This is a genomic window from Variovorax sp. GW821-FHT09A10 (genome assembly GCF_059418385.1).
Map to the genome: position 1 here is coordinate 1 of NZ_JBWKPT010000017.1, position 22,009 is coordinate 22,009.

A 22,009-nucleotide genomic window follows, 5' to 3' on the forward strand; every position below is an offset into this window, starting at 1 on the left:
GCCGTGGTCAACGTGACCGATCGTGCCCACGTTCACGTGCGGCTTGGTGCGGGTGAATTTACCTTTTGCCATTTTTCGACTCCGAAAAAAACGATTTCAACGCATGCAGATGGGTCGCAAGCCTGTCGTTGCAACCCCAGAAAACTGGTGCCCTTTGCGGGAATCGGACCCGCGACCTCTCCCTTACCAAGGGAGTGCTCTACCACTGAGCCAAAAGGGCTTTTGTTCTAACCAAATCGCTTCCGGCGCCGAACCGGGTCTCTGGAGCGGGAGACGGGAATCGAACCCGCGTCATCAGCTTGGAAGGCTGGGGCTCTACCATTGAACTACTCCCGCATCGGGGGCACTTCAAGGCACCCAAAGCGCTAGATCCAATCGCTCTTAGAAACCAAATTCATCGCTGGTGGAGAGGGCTGGATTCGAACCAGCGTACTCGTAAGAGGGCAGATTTACAGTCTGCTGCCATTAACCACTCGGCCACCTCTCCGGCGAACCTCGAAATATAGCACGATTTTGTGACTACACAGGATTCCCAGCAAAAGATGAAGCGTGGAAACCTGCTCGAGGTGTGAAGCCTCTGATTATGAGCGAAGTTCGGAGCCTCCCGACTGCTGCGCCTCACGCCATGCACGGGCTTGGCCGAAATGACCGCAGCCGATGAACGGAACCGGCGGCCGAAGCGCAGAAAGCGGCGACGGATGATTCGACATCAGCACCTTATGGCGCTCAACGTCGATCAACGCGCGCTTACTTTGCGCGTGCGAGCCCCATAGCATAAAAACAACAGGCCGTTCGCCCTGCGCCACGTGGCGAATCACGGCGTCGGTGAGCACCTCCCAGCCGCGGCCCGCGTGGCTGGCCGGCTGGGCCTCTTCGACCGTGAGACAGGTGTTGAGCAGCAGCACCCCGTGCGTCGCCCACTTCACGAGGCTGCCGCCCGGGTTCGGAAACGCCGGCGGCGGCGTGCCCAGGTCGCGCTGGAGCTCCTTGAAGATGTTGCGCAGCGACGGTGGCAGCGCCACGCCCGACGCCACCGAGAAGGCCAGGCCCTCGGCCTGCCCTCGCCCGTGGTACGGGTCCTGCCCCAGGATCACCACCCGCACGTCTTCCGGCGGCGTGAGTTCGAGTGCGCGCAACGGTTGCGGCGGAAAGATCACCGCGCCGGCGTCGAGACGCTCGCGCAGGAAGCCCTGCAGCTTCTGGCCGACCGCGCCGCCAAAGAAATCGTCGACCAGCGGCTGCCAGCCCGGTGCCACCGGCCAGTCGACAGGATCGCTGCTCGACAGCTGATCCGGCCGCGTCATTTGAACAACGCAGCGAGGGCCTCGCCGGGTTCCTTGGCGCGCATGAAGGCTTCGCCGACCAGGAAGGCGTTGACGCCCGCGGCGCGCAGCGTGGCGACGTCCTCGCGTGTGGCAATGCCCGATTCGGTCACTGGCAGGCGATCCGCCGGCAGCTTGGGCAGCAGATCGATCGTCGCCTGGATCGACACCTCGAAGTTGCGCAGGTTGCGGTTGTTGACGCCGATGAGCGCCGTCTTGAGCTTCAGCGCGCGCTCGAGCTCGGCCGCGTCGTGCACTTCGACCAGCACCGCCATGCCCAGCCCGCGCGCAATGGCTTCGTAGTCCTTCATCTGCGCGTCGTCGAGGCAGGCGGCGATCAGCAGGATCGCGTCGGCGCCCATCGCGCGCGATTCGTACACCTGGTAGGCGTCGACGATGAAATCCTTGCGCAGCACCGGCAGGTCGCACGAGGCGCGCGCCTGCTTGAGGTAGTCGACGCCGCCCTGGAAGAACTGCTTGTCGGTCAGCACCGAGAGGCAGGCCGCGCTGACCACGCCGTCGCCCTCGGCATAGCTTTGCGCGATGTCGGCCGGAATGAAGTCTTCGCGCAGCACGCCCTTGCTCGGGCTGGCCTTCTTGACCTCGGCGATCACCGCCGCCTGGCCCGCTGCGATCTTGGCGCGCAGCGCGGCTTCGAAGTCGCGCGTGAGCACCCGGCTTTCGGCGTCGAAGCGCACGGCCTCGAGCGGGGCACGCTTCAGTGCGGCGGCGACTTCCTGGCGTTTGACGGCGACGATCTTGTCGAGAATGTCTGACATGGCTTGCTCTGCTTTCGGTGGCACGACGGCCTGATTCTCAGAAGGAGGTGGAGGCCTTGACCAGCTCAGTGAGCTTGGCCTTCGCCGCACCGGATGCGATGGCCTGGCGCGCACGTTCCACGCCGGCCGGCACCGAGTCGACCACGTTGGCCGCGTAAAGCGCCGCCCCCGCATTCAGCAGCACGATGTCCAGCGCCGGACCAGCCTGGTTGTCCAGCACGCCAATCAGCATCGCCTTCGACTGCTCGGGCGTCTCGACGCGCAGCGAACGGTTGCTCGCCATCTGGAAGCCGAAGTCCTCGGGGTGCAGCTCGTACTCGCGGATCTCGCCGTCCTTGAGCTCGCCGATCATGGTGGCGGCGCCCAGCGAGATCTCGTCCATGCCGTCGCGGCCGTAGACCACCAGCGCATGCTCGGCCCCGAGGCGTTGCAGCGCACGCACCTGGATGCCCACGAGGTCGGGGTGGAACACGCCCATCAGGATGTTCGGTGCGCCGGCCGGGTTGGTCAGCGGGCCGAGGATGTTGAAGATCGTCTTGATGCCGAGCTCCTTGCGCACCGGCGCGACGTTCTTCATCGCGGGGTGGTGGTTCGGCGCAAACATGAAGCCGATGCCGACCTGCGCGATGCACTGCGCGATCTGCTCGGGCTTGAGGTTGATGTTGACGCCCAGCGACTCCAGCACGTCGGCACTGCCCGACTTGCTCGACACGCTGCGCCCGCCGTGCTTGCTCACCTTGGCGCCGGCCGCGGCCGCCACGAACATCGAGCAGGTCGAGATGTTGAAGGTGTGCGAGCCGTCGCCGCCGGTGCCGACGATGTCGACAAGGTTCGTGGTGTCGGCCACGGGCACCTTGGTCGACACCTCGCGCATCACCTCTGCGGCTGCGGTGATCTCGCCGATGGTTTCCTTCTTGACGCGCAGGCCGGTGATCAGCGCGGCCATCATCACGGGCGAACACTCGCCGCTCATGATGAGCCGCACGATGTGCAGCATCTCGTCGTGGAAGACTTCGCGGTGTTCGATGGTGCGCTGCAGCGCTTCCTGGGGGGTGATCATGGGAATGTCTCCTCGGTGTGTGCGTGTAGCCAGGCCTCAGGCCTTGAAGAAGCCGCGGATCGCCGCGACCGCGCGGTCGACGCCTGCGGCATCGACATCCAGGTGCGTCACGAAGCGCAGGCGGTACAGCCCGGTCGCAAGGATGCCCTGCTGGTTGAGGCTGGCGAGCAGCTCCGCAGAACGCGCCTGCGCCGCCCCCGTGAGGTCGACGAACACGATGTTCGTGTGCGGCGCCTCGACGGTCAGGCCTTCGATGCCCTCGAGCCCCTGTGCGAGCCGTTGCGCCAGCGCATGGTCGTCGGCCAATCGGTCGATGTGGTGATCGAGCGCGTGCGACGCAGCTGCGGCAAGCAACCCCGCCTGCCGCATGCCGCCGCCTGCCATCTTGCGGATGCGGTGCGCGCGCGCAATGAACTCACGCGAGCCAACCAGCGCCGAGCCGATGGGTGCGCCCAGGCCCTTGCTGAAGCACACCGACACGCTGTCGAAGCACTGCGCGATGCGGCGGGCTTCGGCTCGGATGTCGCTGCGCTTGTTCAGCGCGGCCTGTGCGGTGGCGGCATTGAGGAGCCGCGCGCCATCGAGGTGCCGCTGCAGCCCCTTGCTTTTCGCCAGGTCGGTCGCAGCCTGCACGTACTCGAAGGGCAGCAGCTTGCCGCCCAGCGTGTTCTCCAGCGCCAGCAGCTTGGTGCGCGCGAAGTGCGCGTCGTCGGGCTTGATGGCCGCCTCGATCTGCGCGAGCGGCAGCGTGCCGTCGGGCGCGTGGTCCAACGGCTGCGGCTGCACGCTGCCGAACACCGCGGCGCCGCCGCCTTCCCAGCGGTAGGCATGCGCCTGCTGGCCGACGATGTACTCGTCGCCACGGCCGCAGTGCGACAGGATCGCGCACAGGTTGCTCTGCGTGCCGGTGGGCACGAACAGCGCCGCCTCGAAGCCCAGCAGCGCGGCGATCTTCTCCTGCAGCGCGTTGACGCTCGGGTCGGCGCTGAAGACGTCGTCGCCCAGCGGTGCGGCCGCCATGGCCTCGCGCATCGCGGGCGTGGGCTGCGTGACGGTGTCGCTGCGCAGGTCGACGAGGGAGGAGCGGTCGGTCATGATGATCAGTCCAGGAAGTTCTTGAGCATGGCGTGGCCGTGCTCCGTCAGGATGGATTCGGGATGGAACTGCACGCCTTCGATGCGCACATCGTGTGCGAAGCCGGTGTGCCGCACGCCCATGATCTCTCCGTCGTCGGTCCACGCGGTGACAGCCAGTTCCTTCGGGCAGCTCTCGCGCTCGATCGAGAGCGAGTGGTACCGGTTGACGATGAACTTCTGCGGCAGCCCCGCAAACACGCCCTCTTGCGTGGTCGTGATCTCGCTGGTCTTGCCGTGCATGAGCTGCTGCGCGCGCACGATCTTGCCGCCGAAGGCCGCACCGATGGCCTGGTGGCCCAGGCACACGCCCAGGATGGGCAGCTTGCCCGCGAAGGCCTCGATGGCCGCCACCGACACGCCCGCCTCGGCCGGCGAACACGGCCCCGGCGACACCACCAGCCGCGTCACGCCCGAAGCGATCAGCTCACCGATCTGCGCCACCGTGATCTCGTCGTTGCGGTGCACCTGCACGTCCGCCCCCAGCTCGCCGAAGTACTGGACGATGTTGTAGGTGAACGAATCGTAGTTGTCGATCATCAGCAGTTTCATGGCTTGCTCACAATCCGGTGCACGCCCTTCACGACGGGGAACACGTTGAAGTTGATGAGAAGGCCCAGCTTCAGGCCCGAGAGGCGCAATGCGGCCAGCACCTGCGCGCGGTGCAGGTCGGTCAGCACATCGACCGCCTTGAGTTCGACGATGACCGACTGCTCGATCACGAAGCCCGCGCGGTACACCTCGCCGAGCGACCGGCCCTTGTAGGTGGCCGACAGCGCCACGTCGCGCGTGAAGCCGATCTCGCGCTCGGCGAGTTCGATGGCCAGCGCTGCGGCATAGGCCCCTTCGTCGAGCCCCGTGCCGAGCACGCGTTGCACCTCGACGGCGGCGCCGATGATCTCGTGCGAGAAGTCGTTCTGGATATCAGGTGCGGAATTCATCGTATTACCTCCGTGCTGCGCACTGCGGTGCGAGCTTGCTTGGGGCGGCCCGGCGCTGCGCTCATTCCAGGCCTTCCTCGACCAGTTCGGCGGCACGCAGGAGTGCGCGCGCCTTGGCTTCTGTTTCTTTCCACTCCAGCTCGGGCACCGAGTCGGCGACCACGCCGGCCGCGGCCTGCACGTGCAGCATCTGGTCTTTCACGATGCCGGTGCGGATCGCGATGGCCACGTCCATGTCTCCGGCATAGCTGATGTAGCCGCAGGCGCCGCCGTAGAGGCCGCGCTTGGTGGGCTCGAGCTGGTCGATGAGTTCCATCGCATGCACCTTGGGCGCGCCGGTCAGCGTGCCGGCGGGGAAGGTGGCCTTGAGCACGTCGATGGCGGTCATGCCGTCCTTCAGCGTGCCTTCGACATTGCTCACGATGTGCATCACGTGGCTGTAGCGCTCCACCGCGAAGGCCTCGGTCACCTTCACGGTGCCGGTCTTGGCGATGCGCCCGATGTCGTTGCGCGCCAGGTCGATCAGCATCACGTGCTCGGCGCGCTCCTTCGGGTCGTTGATGAGTTCCACCTCGGCGGCCTTGTCGAGCTCGATCGACGCGCCGCGCGGACGCGTACCGGCCAGCGGGCGGATGGTGATCTTCTGCTCACCGTCGCCCGTGTTCTCCTGGCGCACCAGGATCTCGGGCGAAGCGCCCACCACATGGAAATCGCCCAGGTTGTAGTAGTACATGTAGGGCGACGGGTTCAGCGAACGCAGCGCGCGGTACAGCGACAGCGGCGACTCGGTGTAGCGCTTGCTGATGCGCTGACCCACCTGCACCTGCATGAAGTCGCCGGCGGCGATCATCTCTTTGGCGCGCTCCACGGCCGCGATGTAGTCGGCCTTGGCAAAGCTGCGCTCGGGCGGGTGCGCCTGCGTGGGCTTCACGACGGGCGCGCTCACCGAGTACTTGAGCTTGTCCTTCAGCTCGCGCAGGCGGCGCTTGCCCACGGCATAGGCCTCGGGCTGCTTCGGGTCGGCGTAGACGATGAGGTAGAGCTTGCCCGACAGGTTGTCGATGACGGCCAGCTCTTCGCACTGCAGCAGCAGGATGTCGGGGCAGCCCAGCGCATCGGGCGGGCAGCTTTTTTCGAGCTTGCGCTCGATGTGGCGCACGGTGTCGTAGCCGAAGTAGCCGGCGAGGCCGCCGCAGAAGCGAGGCAGGCCGGGCCGCAGCGCGACCTTGAAGCGCTTCTGGTAGTCGGCCACGAAGTCCAGCGGGTTGCCCTTGGCGGTCTCGACGACCTGGCCGTCGGTCACGACTTCGGTGACGGCCTCGTCGCCGAAGCCGGAGGCACGCAGCAGCGTACGAGCAGGCAAACCGATGAAGCTGTAGCGCCCGAAGCGCTCGCCACCGACGACCGATTCGAGCAGGAAGCTGTGCTTGCCGCCGCCCTGCGAATGGGCGAGTTTGAGATACAGGGAAAGAGGCGTTTCGAGGTCGGCAAAGGCCTCGGCCATCAGCGGGATGCGGTTGTAGCCCTGGGCGCTGAGGCTCTTGAATTCAAGTTCGGTGATCACGGATCGTTCTCCAGTTGCCTGCCGACGCTCCTTCGGTCGGTGGCAAGGTCATTCACGAGAGTGGCCCGGTGCCGGCATGCGTGCCGGCTCGGAACCGCGGGCGCACGGCGTGCGCCGCGCAATCAAACAGTCAGCGATGTATGGCGACGCCAGGGCCAGGCTCCCCGGCTGCCTTCACCTGTTTGAATGATGTGATGAACGAACATGGAGCGCTGAGTTTAGCCCACGAAAACGAGGCCTTGTGCAACCGCTGGCTTCAGGGTTCCCCCGGAGCCTGCGACATAAAACAAAAAGATACATTCGCACGACCGTTCGCAAATTCAAGGAGACTCACTTGCTCGCACCCTCGCTTCCGGCCGTGTTCTCCCGCTTCGCGGCGCTCGCTTTTCTCTCCTGTGTGCTCTGCACCGGCGCCTCGGCCGCGCAGGTCGACGTGGCCGGCGTCAAGCTCGAAGACCAGATGGACCTGCGCGGCGCCCCGTTGGTGCTCAATGGCGCGGGCATCCGCTACAAGACCATCATCAAGGTCTACACAGCCGGGCTGTACCTGGGCAAGAAGGCCTCGACCACCGAAGAGGCGCTGGCCGTGCCGGGCCCCAAGCGCGTGGCGATCACCATGCTGCGCGACATCGACGCCAACGAGCTCGGCAAGCTCTTCGTCAAGGGCGTGGAAGACAACTCGCCCAAGAGCGAGATGGTCAACCTGATCCCCGGCCTGCTGCGCATGGGCCAGATGTTCGCGGACCAGAAACAGCTCAAGGCCGGCGACACCTTCACCATCGACTGGGTGCCCGGCACGGGCACGCTGATCACGGTGCGCGGCGTGCCGCAGCCCGACCCGGTGAAGGAAGTCGCGTTCTTCAATGCGCTGATGCGCATCTGGCTCGGCCCGAACCCGGCCGACTGGAAGCTGAAAGACGCGCTGCTCGGAAAGCAGTAAGGGGCAGTCCGTCCGTCAGGCCGCCGCGAGGTCGGCCAGCGAATCCACGAAGCCGTCCGCATCCACGCCGCGCACCGGCTCGCCGTGGTTGTAGCCGTAGGTGACGAGCACCACGGGGCAGCCGGCGGCGCGCGCGGCACGTGCGTCGTTGCTCGAGTCACCCACCATCAGCGTGCGCGACGGCACCGTGCCCAGCGCCTCGCAGGTCTTCAGCAGCGGCAGCGGGTCGGGCTTCTTGCGCTCGAAGGCATCGCCGCCGAACACCTGTTCGAAGAAACCGTCGAGCCCCTTCGCGGCCAGCAGCGGCTTGGCGAACGCCGTCGGCTTGTTCGTGAGGCAGGCCAGCCGCAGCCCGCGCGCACGCAGCGCCTTCAGGCCTTCGACCACGCCGGGGTACGCGGCCGAATGGCGGCCGTTGATCTCCAGATAGTGGTGCTGGTAGCGCTCCCACGCGCGATCGAACAGCGCCGCCGGGGCCGGCGCGCCCACGTGCGCCAGCGCCGACAGGATCAGGTGCTCCGAGCCCTTGCCCACCATGCGCTCGATGGCGGCGGGCAGCACCGGCGGCAGGTCGAGGTCGCGCAGCATGCGGTTCAGGGCCTCGGCAAAGTCGCCGAGCGTGTCGACCATGGTGCCGTCGAGGTCGACGATGGCAGCGTCGAAGCGGGAGAGATCGGTGCGAAGAGTGTCCAAAACAGGCGGCTCCCGGAGAGCAAAGTAAGTGGAGGATGCGCGAGGCACGCATTCTCCCCCGGCCGCAAAATAGGCGCCCATGACCCCCACGACGACCCCGCCCTCCGCCCCTCGCCCCATCCGCACCGCCGCCACGCTGGTCGTCTTGCGCGACGGCCCCGATGGCCTCGAGGTGCTGATGTTGCGGCGGGCCGAGAAGGCCAACGACCAGAACAGCGGCGCCAGCGTCTTTCCGGGCGGCATGGTCGATGCGCACGACCGCCTGCTGCACCCGCTGTGCACCGGCCTGGACGACGCCGCCGCGAGTGCGCGCCTGGGCCTGCCCGAAGGCGGGCTCGACTTCCACGCCGCGGCGATCCGCGAATGCTTCGAAGAGGCCGGCCTGTTGCTGGCGAACGATGCGCAGGGCCGGCCGGTCGAGCTGCTCGCGCTCACGTCGGGCGAGCTCGACGCGATGCGCGCCGCCGCCGAACGCAGCACCGACGCGCTGCTCGCGCTGTGCGCCGAACGGGGCTGGTGTCTCGCCGTCGACCGCATCGCGTACTTCAGCCACTGGCTGACGCCGCCCGGCATGCCGCGCCGTTTCGACACGCGCTTCTTTGCGGCGGCGATGCCCGTCGGCCAGGCCGTGCGCCCCGACGGTCGCGAGACCGTCGAGCACCTGTGGCTGAAGCCTGCCGATGCAGTGAGCCCCGCACGCGGCCTCAAGCTGTTGAACGTGACGCGGCGCGTGCTCGAACAGCTGGCCACCTTCACCTGCGTCGACGGCTTCATGGCCCATGCGCGCGCACTGCGCCGCATTCCACTGACCATGCCGCGGCTGGCCGATGGCCCCGCAGGCCGTCGGCCGGTGAACATGGAAGAACCCGCCTACGACGAGATCGGTCACCTCGACCCCGACGGCCAGGGCGGCGGTCGCTATGCGCTCGAAGCGGGCCTCGTCACGCCGCTGTCCGCGCGCGTGGTGCGCGTCGTGCACGACAGCGGCCTCAACAGTTTCGTGATCGGCGGTACCGAGGGCTGGGCGCTGATCAACCGCGTGCCCGGCGACGCGGCGCACGAGGCCGCGCTGCGGGCTGCAGCGCCCGGACCGGTGCGATGGGTGTTGTCGGCTGACGCTGCGCCGCAGTCCCTGGACCTTGGCGGTGCCACGCTGCGGGCGTTGGGCGCGCGAGGTTTCCTGCTGGTCGAAGAGCGCATGCTGTTCACGGACGACGCAACGACGCCCGCACCCGAGACGGACCACAGCGTCGAATGGATCGTGCCCTCGCGCGGCTTCATGCGCCGCCCGGCGTCGGCTGCCGCCGACTGAGCCTCTTCAGGCCTGCTGCGCTTCCGTCAGCGCCTGCGCCGCCACCACCGCCTCGGTGCGGTTGCGCACGTTGAGCGCGCGGAAGATGGCTGCAAGGTGGATCTTCACCGTGCCTTCGCTGATGCCCAGGCTGCGCCCGATCAGCTTGTTCGGCTTGCCTTGCGACAGCAGCTGCAGCACCTCGACCTGCCGCTCGGTCAGCACGCTGCGCAGGTGTTCCAGGGTCTGGGTGCCGCCGCCATTGCCACGCGCAAAGGGCTCGCCCGCCGCGGCAGACGAGGCCGACACGCCGGCCACGATGCCCGGCGGCAGCGCCGTGAGCATCATCGGCGGCACATACACGCCGCCCGCCAGCACCAGGCGCACGGCCGACAGCATGACTTCGGGTGAATAGGCCTTGGGAATGAAACCGAGCACGCCGCGTTCGAGCGCGCTGCGCATGATGGACGGGTCTTCGTAGCCCGACAGCACGATCACGGGCACGGCCGGGTGTCGTCGCCGGATCTCGTCGATGTGGGCCTGCCCGTCCGCGCCGGGCATGTTGAGGTCGATCAGGGCCAGGTCGAGATCGTCGGTCGCGCCGGCAAGCAATTCGTCGACGCTCAGCGCCAGGACGAACTCGATGCCGGCACCCAGTTCCGACAACTTGGCTTTGACCGCCTCGATGACGAGCCGGTGGTCGTCGGCGATCAGAATTTTCATGGCATACCCCAGTGTCCCAACGTCAATGTGCATTGGATTCTTCTGCGACTGCGAAGATAACGGCGATTGCCCCGTCCAGCAAGGCCGCTGCGCCCTACCAACGGCATAGACCCCAAGCGGTATGGCGGCCCGGTGGACCCCTTGAAAAAATGAACGCCCACTCGAACCACCGGGGACATGGGCATGTGCGATCGCTGCAGACGCCGGTGCACGGCATGCTTCGCAATGCACGCTTGAGAAGCGGGCACCCCTCATGGCCCGCCTGCTCGACTGCTTCTCGCCCTTCATCGCTTTCGGTCTCGGCCTGGACGCATCGATCGCCGCCGGGCAACCCACCCTCCCCCACGGCGACGCCCAGCGCGAAGCCCTGCGCTTGCTCGACATCGCACGTGCCGATGCGAAGGTGGCGGGCGCCAGCGCGGCGCAGATCGAATCGGCCGCCTTCGCGATGGTCGCGTGGCTCGACGAGATCCTGGGGCGCCACCCCGATGCGGTGGACGGCGCCGCGCCGCTGCAGGTGCAGCTGTTCAACTCCAACAACGCGCACAGCGAGTTCTTCCACCACCTCTCGGCCCTCGGCGCGCAGGACCACGCGGTGCGCGAGGTCTACTGGCACGCGCTGGCGCACGGCTTCAAGGGCCAGTACTACTTCGAGTCGGGCGACGAAGGCGAGCTGGGCAAGCTGAAGGACCTGCACGGCCGGCAGCTGCAACCGCCGCCGCTCGAACTCGGCAGCCTCGCGCAGGACCGCATCACGCCGCAGCCCTATGGCGTGCCCGACCCGCGCGGCCCGGCCGACATGCGGCGGCGCGACCGCACCGTGCTGCGCACCGGCACCGCGCTGGCCGTGCTCGTGCCCGCGCTGTTCCTGCTGTGGCACTGGCTGGCCGGGCCGCCGGCCGCCGACACGGCGCTCACGCAGCGCATCGACCGGCAACTCGCCAGCTATGCCTGCGCCGACCTCGAAGCGTCGATCGACCCCGACGGCCGTCCGCGCGTGACCGGCTTCGTCTCGCAGCGCGACGACCTGCTGAAAGTGGCGGACGACGTCGCGGCCATCCCCGGCGTGCGCGCGCCCCACTTCGACATCGGGCTGCGCGTGTGGCCGCACTGCGAGGTGTTCGCCATCCTCAAGCCCTCGCAGGCGCGCAACCGCCAGAAGGGCTACGGGCTGAGCGTGAGTGCCCCGTCAGCGCACGACGGCCGGCTGCGCGAGGGCGATCCGGTGCGCGTGCAGGTGGTGGCGCCGCGCCACGAGAGCTACATCTGGGTCGACTACTACACCGCCGACGGCTCCGTGATGCACCTGAACACCGGCCAGGCGCCGACACGGCTGCGCGCGGGCGAGTCGCTGGAGCTGGGGCGCGACATCCCCTCGAGCTGGCTCGTGAGCCCGCCCTTCGGCAACGTGCTGATCACCGTGCTGTCGGCGCCGATGCCGTTCAGCGAAACCTCCGACCGCCCGCCGTACGAGATGGCCTCGGCCTACCTGCTGCGCCTGCGCGAGGCGCTGGCGGCCAGCAAGAACAGCGAGCGGCTCATCGCCGATTTCATCTTCCTCGAAACCATGGCGCGCTGACCGGGCCCTTCCTCCCCATGTTCGACACGCTCTCGCCCGCGCACCTCTTCTGGCCCTTGCTTGCGGCCTGCCTCATTGGCCTGGCGCTGCTGTACGCCGCCGTGCGCGACGCTGGCCGCGGCGCACGGCGCCGGGGGCTGCTGCGGCGCGTCGACGCGCTCGGTGCGCCGGCCGATCACGCCGCCGTCGATGCGCTGAAAGAGGCCATGGCGCAGGCGCGCAACTCGCTGCGGCAGGCGCCGCGCACGCGCGCGACGGCGCCGTGGTTCCTCTTCATCGGCGGCCCGGCCACCGGGCTGCCGGGGCTGCTCTCGGCCGCCCGCGCCGAATGCGTGGCGCCGCCCGCGAACGAGGCACCGGGCACCCCCTGGTGGCGCTGGTGGACCACCGGCGCGCTCACGGCCATCGAACTGCATCCCGACGCCATCGGCGACCAGGCCGGCACGGCGCCCGCGCGCGGGCTCTGGCTGCAGTCGCTGCTGGCGCTCGCCGAGCGGCGTGAACGCCTGCCGCTGCACGGCGTGGTGGTGTGCGTGGCGGCCGGCGACCTGCTGCACGGCGATCCGGCGCTGCGCAAGCGCGCCACCGCGAACATGCGCCGCCTGCTCGACGAGGCCGGCGAGACGCTGCGCCTGCAGCTGCCGGTCTACCTCGTCGTCACAGGCCTCGAAGGACTGAAGGGCTACGCCACGCTGCGCGCCGCGCTGCCGCCCGAGGTGCTCGCCCAGGCGCTCGGCCACCGCGTGGAACACCCGTTCGCAGCGCACGCCACGCGCGCCGCCGACCGGCTCGATGCGCTGTTCGATCCGCTCGTGGACCAGCTGCACGGCCTGCGCATGGCCCTGCTGCGCGAGCAGCCGGGCCCCGCGGGACGGCTCGCGCTGCATGGCTTCGTGGAAAGCGTGCGCACCTTGCAGCCGGCCTTGCGGCAAGTGGCGCAGGGGCTGTTCGAGGGACACGGCAAAGGGGCGCGCGCGCCGCGCTGGCGCGGGCTGTACCTCACGGCCACCGCATCGGAGGGCGGTGCGGGCGCCGCGTTCGTGAGCGACCTGTTCGGCCGCTTCCTGCCGGCGGACCAACCGCTGGTGCGGCCGGGGCGCTTTGCGCCCACGGTGCCGGCGGAACTGCGCTGAAAGCCTTGGATGCGGCTGACGCTACTTGGCCGCAGCCTCCACGCGGATCTGCCGCGCGCCGAAGCTCACGTTGAGCACCTGCGCCTGGCCCGGCACGACCGCGCGCACCTCGCGCCAGCGTGCGCGGTCGAGGTCGCGGAACGCGGCCATCACGCCGATCGCCTTGGCATCGGCCGGCAGGGTGAGCTCGAGCTTGCGGCTCTCGCCGGGGCGCAGCAGCATCTCTTCGCGCTGCACCAGCTCGGCGCCGAGCGTGGCCTGGTCTTTCTCGAACAGCGAGAAGAAGTCGGCGCCCTCGAAGGGGCCTGGCGACTTGAGTGCGTAGACGCGCACCGTGAGCGGCGAAGCGCGCCCGCGCGCATCGGGGTTGGCATCGGCGCCGGCGGTGAGCGTGATCGACACCGGCGTGACCACCGGTTTGCTCGCACAGCCCGCCAGCCAAAGACCCGCTGCAGCAAGGCCAAGGGCCGCGATACGGCGTCGCGATGCGACAGCAAGGAGGCCCTCATAGGACGAATGGTGTGTACCCAGCGTGCGCATGCTATTCCCTTCGTTGCATTGACCGGTCCTGACGCATCTTTGATTATCACCAGCGAACTCGAACAGGCAACATGCTGACTCCACAACTCGTCGACGCACTGCTCACGCCCATCGGCGAGGCCTCGCCTTGCGGGGACGACCTGGAGTACGACGCGGACTTCATGGCGCTCATCGCTGCGGCGCAGGGCAAGGCCGAGCAGCAGTTCGGCGACACCGTGATCCCCGCTGTCGAACCCGACTGGCGCGACGTGGCCGAACGCGCCGATGCGCAACTGCGTCGCAGCAAGGACGTGCGCGCCGCCGTGCTGCTGCTGCGCGGCGCCACACGCCTGCAAGGCGCGGCCGGCTTCGCCGCCGGCCTGCAATTGCTCACCGGGCTGCTCGACACCTTCTGGGACGGCATACATCCAAAGCTGGATGCGGACGACGACAACGACCCCACCATGCGCCTGAACGCGCTCGCGCCGCTGGGCGACGACAGCATGGTGCCGCGCGACCTGTACGACGCCACGGTGGGCCACGCGCCCGGCGTGGGCCCGATCCGCGTGCGCGACATCGCCATCGCGCACGGCGTGCTGAACGCCGTCGGCGGCGAGGCTTCGTATTCGCCGGCGCAGGTGCATGGCGGGCTCGAGGCCCTGCACGCCGCGCACCCCGAACAACTGCAGGCCGCCATCGGCCTTCCCGCGCTGCTCGACCGCCTGCAGAAGCTGCTGGGCGAGCGCACCGGCCGCACCGATGCCATCGACCTGGGCACGCTGCGCACCGTCGCACGCGCGGTCGCGAAGGCCTGCACGGCGGCAGCCGGCGCGCCGGAGGCGTCTGCCGATGAAGGCACAACCGCAGACGGCGACGCACCCTCCGGCAACGCCGCCCGACCCGCCGCAGCGCGCGGCGAGATCCAGAACCGCCAGGACGCGGTGCAGATGCTCGACCGCGTCATCCGCTACCTCGAACAGGCCGAGCCCGGCAACCCCGCGCCGCTCCTGATCGAACGCGCCAAGAAGCTCATCGGCGTGAGCTTCCTGGACATCATGGCCAACCTCGCGCCCGGCGCGATGGACGCCATCGAGACCGTGACGGGCAAACGCCAGTCCGAATGACCGCCCCCGTTTCCACCCGTCCCCTTTCATTCCCGCAAGGAGCATCGCCATGGCCAAGAGCAGTCAGAAATTCATCGCACGCAACCGGGCGCCCCGGGTCCAGATCGAATACGACGTCGAGCTGTACGGCGCCGAGAAAAAGATCCAGCTGCCCTTCGTGATGGGCGTGCTGGCCGACCTGTCGGGCAAGCCCGCCGACCCGCTCGCGTCCGTGGCCGACCGCAAGTTCCTCGAGTTCGACGTCGACAACTTCGACGCCCGCATGAAGGCCATGAAGCCGCGCGCCGCCTTCGCGGTGGAGAACTCGCTCACCGGCGAGGGCGACCTGAAGGTCGAGCTCACCTTCGAGAACATGGACGATTTTTCGCCCGCCGCCGTGGCCCGCAAGGTGGGCGCGCTCAACAAGCTGCTCGAGGCGCGCACGCAGCTGTCGAACCTCGTGACCTACATGGACGGCAAGGGCGGCGCCGAAGACTTGCTGGCCAAGGTGCTCGAAGACCCGGCCCTGCTGCAGACGCTGGCCGCCAGCAAGAAGCCCGAAGACGGCGAAGCCGCCGCCTGAGCCCGCCCGAATTTCCTGACAGACACACACCGGTACACGAGGAGAAACCATCATGGCCGACGCACTCGAGCAGAGCGCACTGAAAGACGTTGCGTATGCGGGAAGCGACTTTTCGTCGCTGCTGCAAAAGGAATTCAAGCCGCGCAGCGACGAAGCCAAGAGCGCTGTCGAAGCCGCCGTGCTCACGCTGGCGCAGCAGGCGCTGAGCAACAGCACCGTCATCGGCAAGGACGTGACCAAGTCGATCCAGGCCATGATCGCCGCGATCGATGCCAAGCTCACCGAGCAGGTCAACAAGATCATCCACCACCCCGACTACCAGAAGCTCGAGAGTGCATGGCGCGGCCTGCACTACATGGTGAACAACACCGAGACCGACGAGAACCTGAAGATCCGCGTGATGGACATCTCCAAGCAGGAGCTGGCCAAGAACCTCAAGAAGTTCAAGGGCGCGGCCTGGGACCAGAGCCCGATGTTCAAGAAGATCTACGAGGAAGAGTACGGCCAGTTCGGCGGCGAACCCTTCGGCGCGCTGGTGGGTGACTACCACTTCGACCAGAGCCCGCCCGACGTCGAGCTGCTCGGCGAGATGGCCAAGATCGCCGCCTCGGCGCATGCGCCCTTCATCACCGGCGCCAGTCCCAACCTGATGCAGATGGAGTCGTGGCAGGAGCTGGCCAACCCGCGCGACCTGACCAAGATCTTCTCCACGCCCGAGTACGCCGGCTGGCGCAGCCTGCGCGAGTCGGACGACTCCAAGTACCTGGGCATGTGCATGCCGCGCTTCCTGGCGCGCACGCCCTACGGCGCCAACACCAACCCGGTGGAAGAGTTCGACTTCGAGGAAGACACCGCCGGCGCCGACCACAGCAAGTACGCCTGGGCCAATGCCGCCTATGCGATGGCGACCAACATCAACCGCTCCTACAAGCTGTACGGCTGGGGCTCGCGCATCCGCGGCATCGAGTCGGGCGGTGCGGTGGAAAACCTGCCGCTGCACACCTTCCCCAGCGACGACGGCGGCGTGGACCAGAAGTGCCCCACCGAGATCGCCATCAGCGACCGGCGCGAGGCCGAGCTCTCCAAGGCCGGCCTGCTGTCGATGATCCACCGCAAGAACTCCGACTTCGCGGCCTTCATCGGCGCCCAGTCGCTGAACAAGCCGGCCGAGTACGACGACCCCGACGCCACGGCCAACGCCAACCTGGCGGCGCGCCTGCCTTACCTCTTTGCCTGCAACCGCTTTGCGCACTACCTGAAGTGCATCGTGCGCGACAAGGTCGGCAGCTTCAAGGAGCGCGACGACATGCAGCGCTGGCTCAACAAGTGGATCATGAATTACGTGGACGGCGACCCCGCCAACTCGTCGGAGATCACGAAGTCGCAAAAGCCGCTGGCGGCGGCCGAAGTGGTGGTGGAAGAGGTCGAGGGCAACCCGGGCTACTACACCTCCAAGTTCTTCCTGCGCCCGCACTACCAGCTCGAAGGCCTCACGGTCTCGCTGCGGCTGGTGTCGAAGCTGCCCACGGCCAAGGGCGCGGGTTGAAAAAAATCTGCGCAATCTTCTTGAAATCCCGCTTCCGTTTCGTTCTATGAGTAACTGCCGGGCATCGGGACTTTCCTCCCACCACCGGCAGCCAATTTTTTCGTTTCGATCATCAACCGCCCGCATGCAATCGGGCTCCAAGGAGTAGGAACATGTCTTCTGACTTTCACATCAAGTTCGACGGCGTCACCGGTGAATCCACCCACAAGGATCACAAGGACGAGATCGAAGTCCTGTCCTGGTCGTGGGACGTGAGCAACGCCTCGGGCGCTTCCTCGGGCGGCGGCTCGGGCAAGGGCAAGGCCACGCCGGGCAGCTTCAGCTTCGTGCACACCTTCGACAAGGCCTCGCCGGTGCTGGCCAAGAACTGCGTGAGCGGCAAGCATTTCAAGGACGCCGTGCTGACCTGCCGCAAGTCCGGCGACGGCCAGGGCGAGTACCTGAAGGTCACGATGAAGGAAGTCTTCATCTCCCACGTCTCGCCGGCCGGCTCGCAGGGCGGCGACGTGATGGAGAACGTCGCGGTGAGCTACAAGGACATCGAGTTCGCCTACAAGGCCCAGAACGACAAGGGCGCCACCACCGGTGACGTGAAGTTCGGCTGGAACACCGCGTCCACCGAAATCCGATAAGCCCCCTTCCGGCGCTGTGCGGCAGCGAGGGCCGGGCCCGTGCCCGGCCGCGTCCGCCAGCCCAAGGAGCACACATGGCACACACGTACATCACCAAGCTGGGTGGGTCGGCCTACAACATCGACTGGGCAGTGGGTGCCACCGGCACCAACGGCCAGGCCGACGTCATGCTGATCCAGACGCTGTTCAACATCCTGTACTTCGACCACGAAGGCAACCCGGGCGAGAGCCGCTCGCAACGCTACTTCCCGCCCGGGGATGCGGCAGCACTGGTGGTCGACGGGCGCTACGGTCCGCTGACGCAGCGCTACATCGACCACTTCCAGGACACGCTGCGCGCGGCGGACGCCTGGAGCATGCGCCCGGACCATCGCATGGACCCGTTCTTCGGATCGTCGTACAGCCCGATCCAGCACGAGCCCTATGCGCTGACCCTGCTGTCGCGGTACTGCCACTTCGGCGACATCGACACCGGGGTGTATTCGTACCGCGACCTGCCCAACAACCCGGAAGCGCCGATCACGCTGCGCAATGCGCTGCACCAGCACAAGAAGGTCCCGGCGCAGTACGCCTACCACCCCCCGAAGAAGAAGCCCGCCTTCAATCCGTGAGTGCGCAGCCGGCCCGGGACACCAGGCCGCTGCGGCAGACGGAAAGAAAGCCTCTCGCGCCGCCCACCCGGGCGGCTTTTTCTTTCAGGGGGTCGGCGCGGCCGGCTCGTCGATGTCCAGCAAACGCGTCGCGTCGTCGTCATCGCGGATCACCCACAGCGTGAGCGCCGTGTAGTTGTCATGGCCCGGCTTGGCGTTGGCCTTGATCTGCGCGTCGAGCAGCTCGGTCCACTGGCTCGGCGTGCGCGACGCATGCAGCGTGTCGACCAGGCACTCGTCGCCCAGCGGCTCCCACACGCCGTCGCTGCACAGCAGCAGCACGTCGCCGGGCATCAGGCGCATGCGGTCGGACACCGCGATGTCGGGCGGCTCCTCGATCGAGCCCAATGCCGACAGCAGCATGTTGCGCTGCGGATGCAGGCGCGCGCCCTCCTCGTCGAGCATGCCGCCCGCGACCATCTGCTGCACCAGGCTGTGGTCGGTGGTGCGCGCCACGATGGCGCCGCCGCGGAACAGGTAGGCGCGGCTGTCGCCGCTGTGGACCCAGGCCAGCACCTCGCGCTCCAGGTCGATCACCGCGAACACCACCGTGGAGCGCATGCCGGCGAGCTTGCCGCCTTCGGCCTGGCGCGCCACCACGTCGAGATTGGCACGTTCGACCAGCGCGCGCAGCGCGGCCTCGTCCAGCGAGGGCGCGGCGGAGAAACCGCCGAGCATGCTGGCGCGCACCGTGGCCGCCGCCACGTCGCCGCCGCCGTGGCCGCCCGCGCCGTCGGCCACCAGGCAGGCGACGTAGCGATCGTCGTGCCAGTGGCCGTGCACGTCCTCGTTGTAGGTGCGCCCGCCCTGCCGGGAGAGCGTGACGATTTCGATTTCCAAGCGGGGTGCCTCGCGAGTGCTGGGGGTTGTTCTGGTTGTCTTTTCAGGGGTCGGACTTCAGGCGCGCCATCTGCTCTTCGTAGGCCGCGAGGAAGGCCTTGCCGAAGAGGCTGTGGAAGTCGTCCTCGGCCTCGCTCGCGATGCCGCCGTACAGCGCCACGAACTGGTCCCAGAGCTTGGCCTTGCGGTTGGCGGCAAAGAGCGCGTCGAGCGCGGTCTTGGCGCTGATCTTCTTCTCGAGCTCGGCCGGCTCGAAGCGCCCGATGACATGGGCCAGCGCCGCGCGCATGCCCACCATCACGCCGAACTGGTGCGCGCGCAGGTCGTCGAAGGCGTCGCGCATCGCGGCCTCGGGCGGCATGAAGCCGCGCACGCCGGGCCCCAGCAGATGCGCCAGCGCGACCTCGACCGTGGGCGAGAACTTCAGCGGGTTGTTGGCCTGCGCCGCGATCATCGTGACCTCGGCGCGCACCTCGCGCTTGAACTCCTGGCGCGTGAGCAGCAGCTGCAGCGTGCCTTCGGTGGCCGAACGCAGCATCGAACCGATGCGCTCCATGAGGCCGGGTGTGAGCATCTCGGGCGGCTGGTGCGTGCTGGCCAGGCCGCGCAGGAAAGCGGCGAGCAGTTCGTCGTCGGAGGCAGTGCGTGTGGGCGACGCTGCCGGCGTTGCGGGTGACGGCGCGACATGCACGGGCGGCGGTGGTGGTGGTGGCGGTGGCGGCTCCGCAACGCGGCCGGCGTTCTCGGGTCCGCTGATGCGGATCGGCTGGCCTGTCATGTCGTCGAAGTTGGCCAGCGGTGCGGCAACAGGGGGTGGTGGCGGCGGTGGCGGCGTGATGGCCTTCGGCGGCGCAAAGCCGAACTGGTCGATCGGCAGATGGTCGGAGCGCGGCACCGGCGTGGCAGGCGCGGCGCGTTGGAACGCGGCCAGCGGATCGGCGTCCGACGCGGTGTTGGGCTGCAGCAGCGGATCGGCCAGCGGCGACAGCGCGAGCGGATCGCCACCGATGCCGCCGGCCCCTGCCGTGCCGCCGAACAGCGAATCGATGCTCGCCGCCTTGCCGTGCGCGGGCGGTGCGCCCAGGTCCGAGAAGTCGTCGAGCGCACCGAGCCCGGCAGCGGGCGCGGCCGACGGCGCGGCGCCCAGCAGGTCGGCGAAGGGATCGATCTGCGCGGCCTGCGCATTGCGCGAGCCGGTGGCCATCGGGTCGGGGAACAGGATGGCATCGGCAGGCGCCGCTGAAGCAGCAGGCGCCGGCGCCGCAGGCGCGGTGGCCGGTGCAAGGCCCGCCAGCAGATCGGCAAAGGGATCGTCGCTCGATGATGACGCAGCCGCCACGGGCACCGCCGGGGCGCCGCCGAACATGGTGTCGGGAATGGCCTGTGGCGAAGACGGCGCCGCCGCAGCGGCCATCACGCGCACCGCCAGCTCGAAGCTCCCCACCACCAGGCGCGCGCCGTCGGTCAGCACGGCCTCCTTGCCGGACCCCAGCGACACGCCGTTGCACTGCATCGGGTTGCTGCCACGGTCGATGACGACGTACTGCCCGTCGCGGCACAGCACCTGTGCATGCACGCGCGAGACGGTGCGGTCGGGATCGTCGAGCACCAGCGTGTTGGTCTCCGCGCGGCCGATGGTGCCGCCGTGGGGGCCGAACTCCGCGGCCATCGGCGGCCCCGCCGGGAGGCCTTGCCGGGTGACAACAGTGATTTGAATCATGAACCGGCCCTCAGGGCGACGCCCAAACGCTGCTTGCATGTGGCAAGCAAGGAAACGCTGAAGGAGTATTCATTTCGGGTGTCGCGTTGGCAATCTCGCCGGAAGAGGTATGCCTTTCAAGGGGATCGATCGGTCCGGGTCCAGTCGTCGATGCACGAGACTTCTATGGCGCCAGCAGCAGCACCAGCGCCTGGCTCGGCACGACGCGCACACCGGGACAGTTGGTGCTGTTCTGCAGCGAGACGCTGGTCAGGCGCGTGGCCGGCATGCCGCAAAAGAGCACGGTGAAGGCGGCCGTCAGGTGACGGCTCGGCCCCATCACCGTGCCCGAGGCCACGCCCATCATGACGCCGGCGTTGTCGCCGTTGGTCATCGGAATGGTGGTGCCCAGGTTGTGCGCCGGCATGCCCATGAGCAGGATGGTCGGGCAGTTGGGAATCGCCATCGGCCCCATCGCGATGTTGGGGTACGGCACGGGAATGGGCGATGGCGCGGCCGGCGTGATGCAGACATCGGGAAAGCCCATGTCGGTGCCCATCATCTGGCAGTTGGCGAACATGTGGGACTCCGGTTGCGGTGAGATGCGGTTCAGCCGAAATGGATCTGGCCGCCGCGCGCCTTCACGAGGTCCTGCCCGTTCAGCAGCAGGTGCTGGCCGGAGATGCGCGCCAGCTGCTGGGCCTCGCATTCGAGGTGCGTCGCCTGCACGCGGTCGATGCCCTCGGTGGTGCGCACATGGCTCTTGCTGAAGTGCGCCACCCGTTCGAAGACCGTCGAGAACACCGAGCCCACGAGCTTGATGGTGCTGCCGATGAAGTGCAGCTTCTTCCCGACCCATTGCGTGTCGTCCACGGCGAACCGGGCCGTCTGCGCGCGCAACGCGAAGTGCTCGGCGGCCAGCGTGAGCGCACCGCCCTCGACCTCCAGCCGCGTCGGCCCCTGGCAGCGCAGCACGTTCTCCACGTCGTCTTCGCGCTGCAGCACGGCCACCACCCACAGCTCGTCGGGCGCCACCAGAAGGCCAGCCACGGTGTCGCCAATGCAGGGCTCGAGCAGGCAACTGACGGCGCGCCGGCCGCGCACGCGCTGCGAACCGCTGGCGATGGTGAAGCCGCCCTCGTCGCTGGCGACGACCAGGCCGACGCAGTGCTGGGCCATCGTCGGCCCGCCGAGGTCGACCGTGCGCTTGCGGGGCATCGCGGCGGTGCTGTTGCTGTGTGTCATGGAGGATCTCCTGGGAGCATGTGAGGTGCGGGCG

23 protein-coding genes, 3 tRNA genes and 1 pseudogene are annotated in these 22,009 nt (G+C 68.1%); 9 read left to right on the forward strand and 18 right to left on the reverse strand.

Annotated features, from left to right (window positions below; all coding sequences use genetic code 11):
• The 11 genes and pseudogenes from AC07Q9_RS31140 to trpE all read right to left on the reverse strand — a co-directional run.
• Positions 1-72, reverse strand: a pseudogene (locus tag AC07Q9_RS31140) (GTP-binding protein); the annotation flags it as partial.
• Between the two features lie 73 nt (positions 73-145).
• Positions 146-220, reverse strand: a tRNA-Thr gene (locus tag AC07Q9_RS31145).
• Between the two features lie 42 nt (positions 221-262).
• Positions 263-336 (reverse strand) — tRNA-Gly (locus AC07Q9_RS31150).
• A 65-nt stretch (positions 337-401) separates the two neighbouring features.
• Positions 402-487 (reverse strand) — tRNA-Tyr (locus AC07Q9_RS31155).
• A 94-nt stretch (positions 488-581) separates the two neighbouring features.
• Entirely contained in the window at positions 582-1,304 is a 723-nt protein-coding gene (locus AC07Q9_RS31160; RefSeq protein ID WP_495312912.1) for a uracil-DNA glycosylase, read from the reverse strand.
• Positions 1,301-2,101 (reverse strand): indole-3-glycerol phosphate synthase TrpC, encoded by an 801-nt coding sequence (gene trpC / locus AC07Q9_RS31165; RefSeq protein ID WP_495303304.1) that lies wholly within the window; start codon positions 2,099-2,101, stop codon positions 1,301-1,303. The genes AC07Q9_RS31160 and trpC overlap by 4 nt, the downstream gene beginning before the upstream one ends.
• 37 nt (positions 2,102-2,138) lie before the next feature.
• Positions 2,139-3,161: an anthranilate phosphoribosyltransferase gene (gene trpD / locus AC07Q9_RS31170; protein ID WP_062479304.1), complete on the reverse strand. Its 1,023-nt coding sequence runs from the start codon at positions 3,159-3,161 to the stop codon at positions 2,139-2,141.
• A gap of 36 nt (positions 3,162-3,197) precedes the next feature.
• Positions 3,198-4,256, reverse strand: coding sequence for a low-specificity L-threonine aldolase (ltaE, locus tag AC07Q9_RS31175; protein WP_495312913.1), 1,059 nt, complete (start codon positions 4,254-4,256; stop codon positions 3,198-3,200).
• A gap of 5 nt (positions 4,257-4,261) precedes the next feature.
• Positions 4,262-4,846 carry an aminodeoxychorismate/anthranilate synthase component II gene (locus AC07Q9_RS31180; RefSeq protein WP_495312914.1) on the reverse strand — a complete coding sequence of 195 codons (585 nt, stop codon included), beginning with the start codon at positions 4,844-4,846 and terminating at the stop codon, positions 4,262-4,264.
• A complete protein-coding gene (locus AC07Q9_RS31185; RefSeq protein ID WP_042579858.1) occupies positions 4,843-5,235 on the reverse strand; it encodes a GxxExxY protein in 393 nt (130 codons plus the stop codon). Before AC07Q9_RS31185 ends, AC07Q9_RS31180 begins: the two co-directional genes overlap by 4 nt.
• Before the next feature lie 61 nt (positions 5,236-5,296).
• Positions 5,297-6,799: an anthranilate synthase component I gene (gene trpE / locus AC07Q9_RS31190; RefSeq protein ID WP_492683728.1), complete on the reverse strand. Its 1,503-nt coding sequence runs from the start codon at positions 6,797-6,799 to the stop codon at positions 5,297-5,299.
• 334 nt (positions 6,800-7,133) lie between these two features.
• On the opposite strand from trpE, the gene AC07Q9_RS31195 reads away from it, so the two are divergent.
• Positions 7,134-7,739 carry a chalcone isomerase family protein gene (locus AC07Q9_RS31195; RefSeq protein WP_492683727.1) on the forward strand — a complete coding sequence of 202 codons (606 nt, stop codon included), beginning with the start codon at positions 7,134-7,136 and terminating at the stop codon, positions 7,737-7,739.
• 15 nt (positions 7,740-7,754) lie between these two features.
• Here AC07Q9_RS31195 and AC07Q9_RS31200 read toward each other — a convergent pair whose 3' ends face one another.
• Positions 7,755-8,432, reverse strand: coding sequence for a phosphoglycolate phosphatase (locus tag AC07Q9_RS31200; RefSeq protein ID WP_495312915.1), 678 nt, complete (start codon positions 8,430-8,432; stop codon positions 7,755-7,757).
• Between the two features lie 79 nt (positions 8,433-8,511).
• Between AC07Q9_RS31200 and AC07Q9_RS31205 the strand changes: the two genes are divergently transcribed.
• A complete protein-coding gene (locus AC07Q9_RS31205; RefSeq protein WP_495312916.1) occupies positions 8,512-9,744 on the forward strand; it encodes an NUDIX hydrolase in 1,233 nt (410 codons plus the stop codon).
• A 6-nt stretch (positions 9,745-9,750) separates the two neighbouring features.
• On the opposite strand, the gene AC07Q9_RS31210 is transcribed toward AC07Q9_RS31205, so the two are convergent.
• Positions 9,751-10,446, reverse strand: a complete 696-nt coding sequence (locus AC07Q9_RS31210) for a response regulator transcription factor (RefSeq protein ID WP_099794842.1) — start codon at positions 10,444-10,446, stop codon at positions 9,751-9,753.
• A gap of 253 nt (positions 10,447-10,699) precedes the next feature.
• On the opposite strand from AC07Q9_RS31210, the gene AC07Q9_RS31215 reads away from it, so the two are divergent.
• The gene (locus AC07Q9_RS31215) at positions 10,700-12,025 is read left to right on the forward strand and encodes a DotU family type IV/VI secretion system protein (protein WP_492683722.1); all 1,326 of its coding nucleotides are present in this window, start codon (positions 10,700-10,702) and stop codon (positions 12,023-12,025) included.
• Positions 12,026-12,042: 17 nt separating this feature from the next.
• Positions 12,043-13,158 (forward strand): type VI secretion system protein, encoded by a 1,116-nt coding sequence (locus AC07Q9_RS31220; protein ID WP_492683721.1) that lies wholly within the window; start codon positions 12,043-12,045, stop codon positions 13,156-13,158.
• Between the two features lie 21 nt (positions 13,159-13,179).
• Here AC07Q9_RS31220 and tssJ read toward each other — a convergent pair whose 3' ends face one another.
• A complete protein-coding gene (gene tssJ / locus AC07Q9_RS31225; protein ID WP_495312917.1) occupies positions 13,180-13,698 on the reverse strand; it encodes a type VI secretion system lipoprotein TssJ in 519 nt (172 codons plus the stop codon).
• 71 nt (positions 13,699-13,769) lie between these two features.
• On the opposite strand from tssJ, the gene tssA reads away from it, so the two are divergent.
• From tssA to AC07Q9_RS31250, 5 genes are all read left to right on the forward strand, one after another.
• Positions 13,770-14,801, forward strand: coding sequence for a type VI secretion system protein TssA (tssA, locus tag AC07Q9_RS31230; RefSeq protein ID WP_495312918.1), 1,032 nt, complete (start codon positions 13,770-13,772; stop codon positions 14,799-14,801).
• Between the two features lie 49 nt (positions 14,802-14,850).
• Positions 14,851-15,363, forward strand: coding sequence for a type VI secretion system contractile sheath small subunit (gene tssB / locus AC07Q9_RS31235; RefSeq protein ID WP_489062736.1), 513 nt, complete (start codon positions 14,851-14,853; stop codon positions 15,361-15,363).
• 52 nt (positions 15,364-15,415) lie between these two features.
• A complete protein-coding gene (gene tssC, locus AC07Q9_RS31240; protein WP_489062735.1) occupies positions 15,416-16,909 on the forward strand; it encodes a type VI secretion system contractile sheath large subunit in 1,494 nt (497 codons plus the stop codon).
• Between the two features lie 152 nt (positions 16,910-17,061).
• Positions 17,062-17,541 (forward strand): Hcp family type VI secretion system effector, encoded by a 480-nt coding sequence (locus AC07Q9_RS31245; protein ID WP_489062733.1) that lies wholly within the window; start codon positions 17,062-17,064, stop codon positions 17,539-17,541.
• A 74-nt stretch (positions 17,542-17,615) separates the two neighbouring features.
• Positions 17,616-18,152 carry a hypothetical protein gene (locus AC07Q9_RS31250; RefSeq protein ID WP_492683719.1) on the forward strand — a complete coding sequence of 179 codons (537 nt, stop codon included), beginning with the start codon at positions 17,616-17,618 and terminating at the stop codon, positions 18,150-18,152.
• A gap of 84 nt (positions 18,153-18,236) precedes the next feature.
• Here the strand turns inward: AC07Q9_RS31250 and AC07Q9_RS31255 are convergent, their stop codons facing one another.
• From AC07Q9_RS31255 to AC07Q9_RS31270, 4 genes are all read right to left on the reverse strand, one after another.
• Positions 18,237-19,031 carry a PP2C family protein-serine/threonine phosphatase gene (locus tag AC07Q9_RS31255; protein ID WP_495312919.1) on the reverse strand — a complete coding sequence of 265 codons (795 nt, stop codon included), beginning with the start codon at positions 19,029-19,031 and terminating at the stop codon, positions 18,237-18,239.
• A 43-nt stretch (positions 19,032-19,074) separates the two neighbouring features.
• Complete coding sequence (gene tagH / locus AC07Q9_RS31260) at positions 19,075-20,751, reverse strand: type VI secretion system-associated FHA domain protein TagH (protein ID WP_495312920.1); 1,677 nt, start codon at positions 20,749-20,751, stop codon at positions 19,075-19,077.
• 163 nt (positions 20,752-20,914) lie between these two features.
• Positions 20,915-21,310: a DUF4150 domain-containing protein gene (locus AC07Q9_RS31265; protein ID WP_099794832.1), complete on the reverse strand. Its 396-nt coding sequence runs from the start codon at positions 21,308-21,310 to the stop codon at positions 20,915-20,917.
• Between the two features lie 29 nt (positions 21,311-21,339).
• Entirely contained in the window at positions 21,340-21,975 is a 636-nt protein-coding gene (locus AC07Q9_RS31270) for a DUF3540 domain-containing protein (protein ID WP_495312921.1), read from the reverse strand.
• Positions 21,976-22,009 lie beyond the last annotated feature (34 nt).

What these genes read in the sequence shown, in the direction of transcription:
- AC07Q9_RS31205 (WP_495312916.1), top strand. Translation starts at nt 8,512, where the DNA reads ATGACCCCCACGACGACCCCGCCCTCCGCCCCTCGCCCCATCCGCACC.
- trpC (WP_495303304.1), bottom strand. Translation starts at nt 2,101, where the DNA reads ATGTCAGACATTCTCGACAAGATCGTCGCCGTCAAACGCCAGGAAGTC.
- tssC (WP_489062735.1), top strand. Translation starts at nt 15,416, where the DNA reads ATGGCCGACGCACTCGAGCAGAGCGCACTGAAAGACGTTGCGTATGCG.
- ltaE (WP_495312913.1), bottom strand. Translation starts at nt 4,256, where the DNA reads ATGACCGACCGCTCCTCCCTCGTCGACCTGCGCAGCGACACCGTCACG.
- AC07Q9_RS31215 (WP_492683722.1), top strand. Translation starts at nt 10,700, where the DNA reads ATGGCCCGCCTGCTCGACTGCTTCTCGCCCTTCATCGCTTTCGGTCTC.
- AC07Q9_RS31220 (WP_492683721.1), top strand. Translation starts at nt 12,043, where the DNA reads ATGTTCGACACGCTCTCGCCCGCGCACCTCTTCTGGCCCTTGCTTGCG.
- AC07Q9_RS31265 (WP_099794832.1), bottom strand. Translation starts at nt 21,310, where the DNA reads ATGTTCGCCAACTGCCAGATGATGGGCACCGACATGGGCTTTCCCGAT.
- tssJ (WP_495312917.1), bottom strand. Translation starts at nt 13,698, where the DNA reads ATGCGCACGCTGGGTACACACCATTCGTCCTATGAGGGCCTCCTTGCT.
- tssB (WP_489062736.1), top strand. Translation starts at nt 14,851, where the DNA reads ATGGCCAAGAGCAGTCAGAAATTCATCGCACGCAACCGGGCGCCCCGG.
- AC07Q9_RS31250 (WP_492683719.1), top strand. Translation starts at nt 17,616, where the DNA reads ATGGCACACACGTACATCACCAAGCTGGGTGGGTCGGCCTACAACATC.
- AC07Q9_RS31245 (WP_489062733.1), top strand. Translation starts at nt 17,062, where the DNA reads ATGTCTTCTGACTTTCACATCAAGTTCGACGGCGTCACCGGTGAATCC.
- AC07Q9_RS31185 (WP_042579858.1), bottom strand. Translation starts at nt 5,235, where the DNA reads ATGAATTCCGCACCTGATATCCAGAACGACTTCTCGCACGAGATCATC.
- tagH (WP_495312920.1), bottom strand. Translation starts at nt 20,751, where the DNA reads ATGATTCAAATCACTGTTGTCACCCGGCAAGGCCTCCCGGCGGGGCCG.
- trpD (WP_062479304.1), bottom strand. Translation starts at nt 3,161, where the DNA reads ATGATCACCCCCCAGGAAGCGCTGCAGCGCACCATCGAACACCGCGAA.
- AC07Q9_RS31180 (WP_495312914.1), bottom strand. Translation starts at nt 4,846, where the DNA reads ATGAAACTGCTGATGATCGACAACTACGATTCGTTCACCTACAACATC.
- AC07Q9_RS31160 (WP_495312912.1), bottom strand. Translation starts at nt 1,304, where the DNA reads ATGACGCGGCCGGATCAGCTGTCGAGCAGCGATCCTGTCGACTGGCCG.
- AC07Q9_RS31270 (WP_495312921.1), bottom strand. Translation starts at nt 21,975, where the DNA reads ATGACACACAGCAACAGCACCGCCGCGATGCCCCGCAAGCGCACGGTC.
- tssA (WP_495312918.1), top strand. Translation starts at nt 13,770, where the DNA reads ATGCTGACTCCACAACTCGTCGACGCACTGCTCACGCCCATCGGCGAG.
- AC07Q9_RS31210 (WP_099794842.1), bottom strand. Translation starts at nt 10,446, where the DNA reads ATGAAAATTCTGATCGCCGACGACCACCGGCTCGTCATCGAGGCGGTC.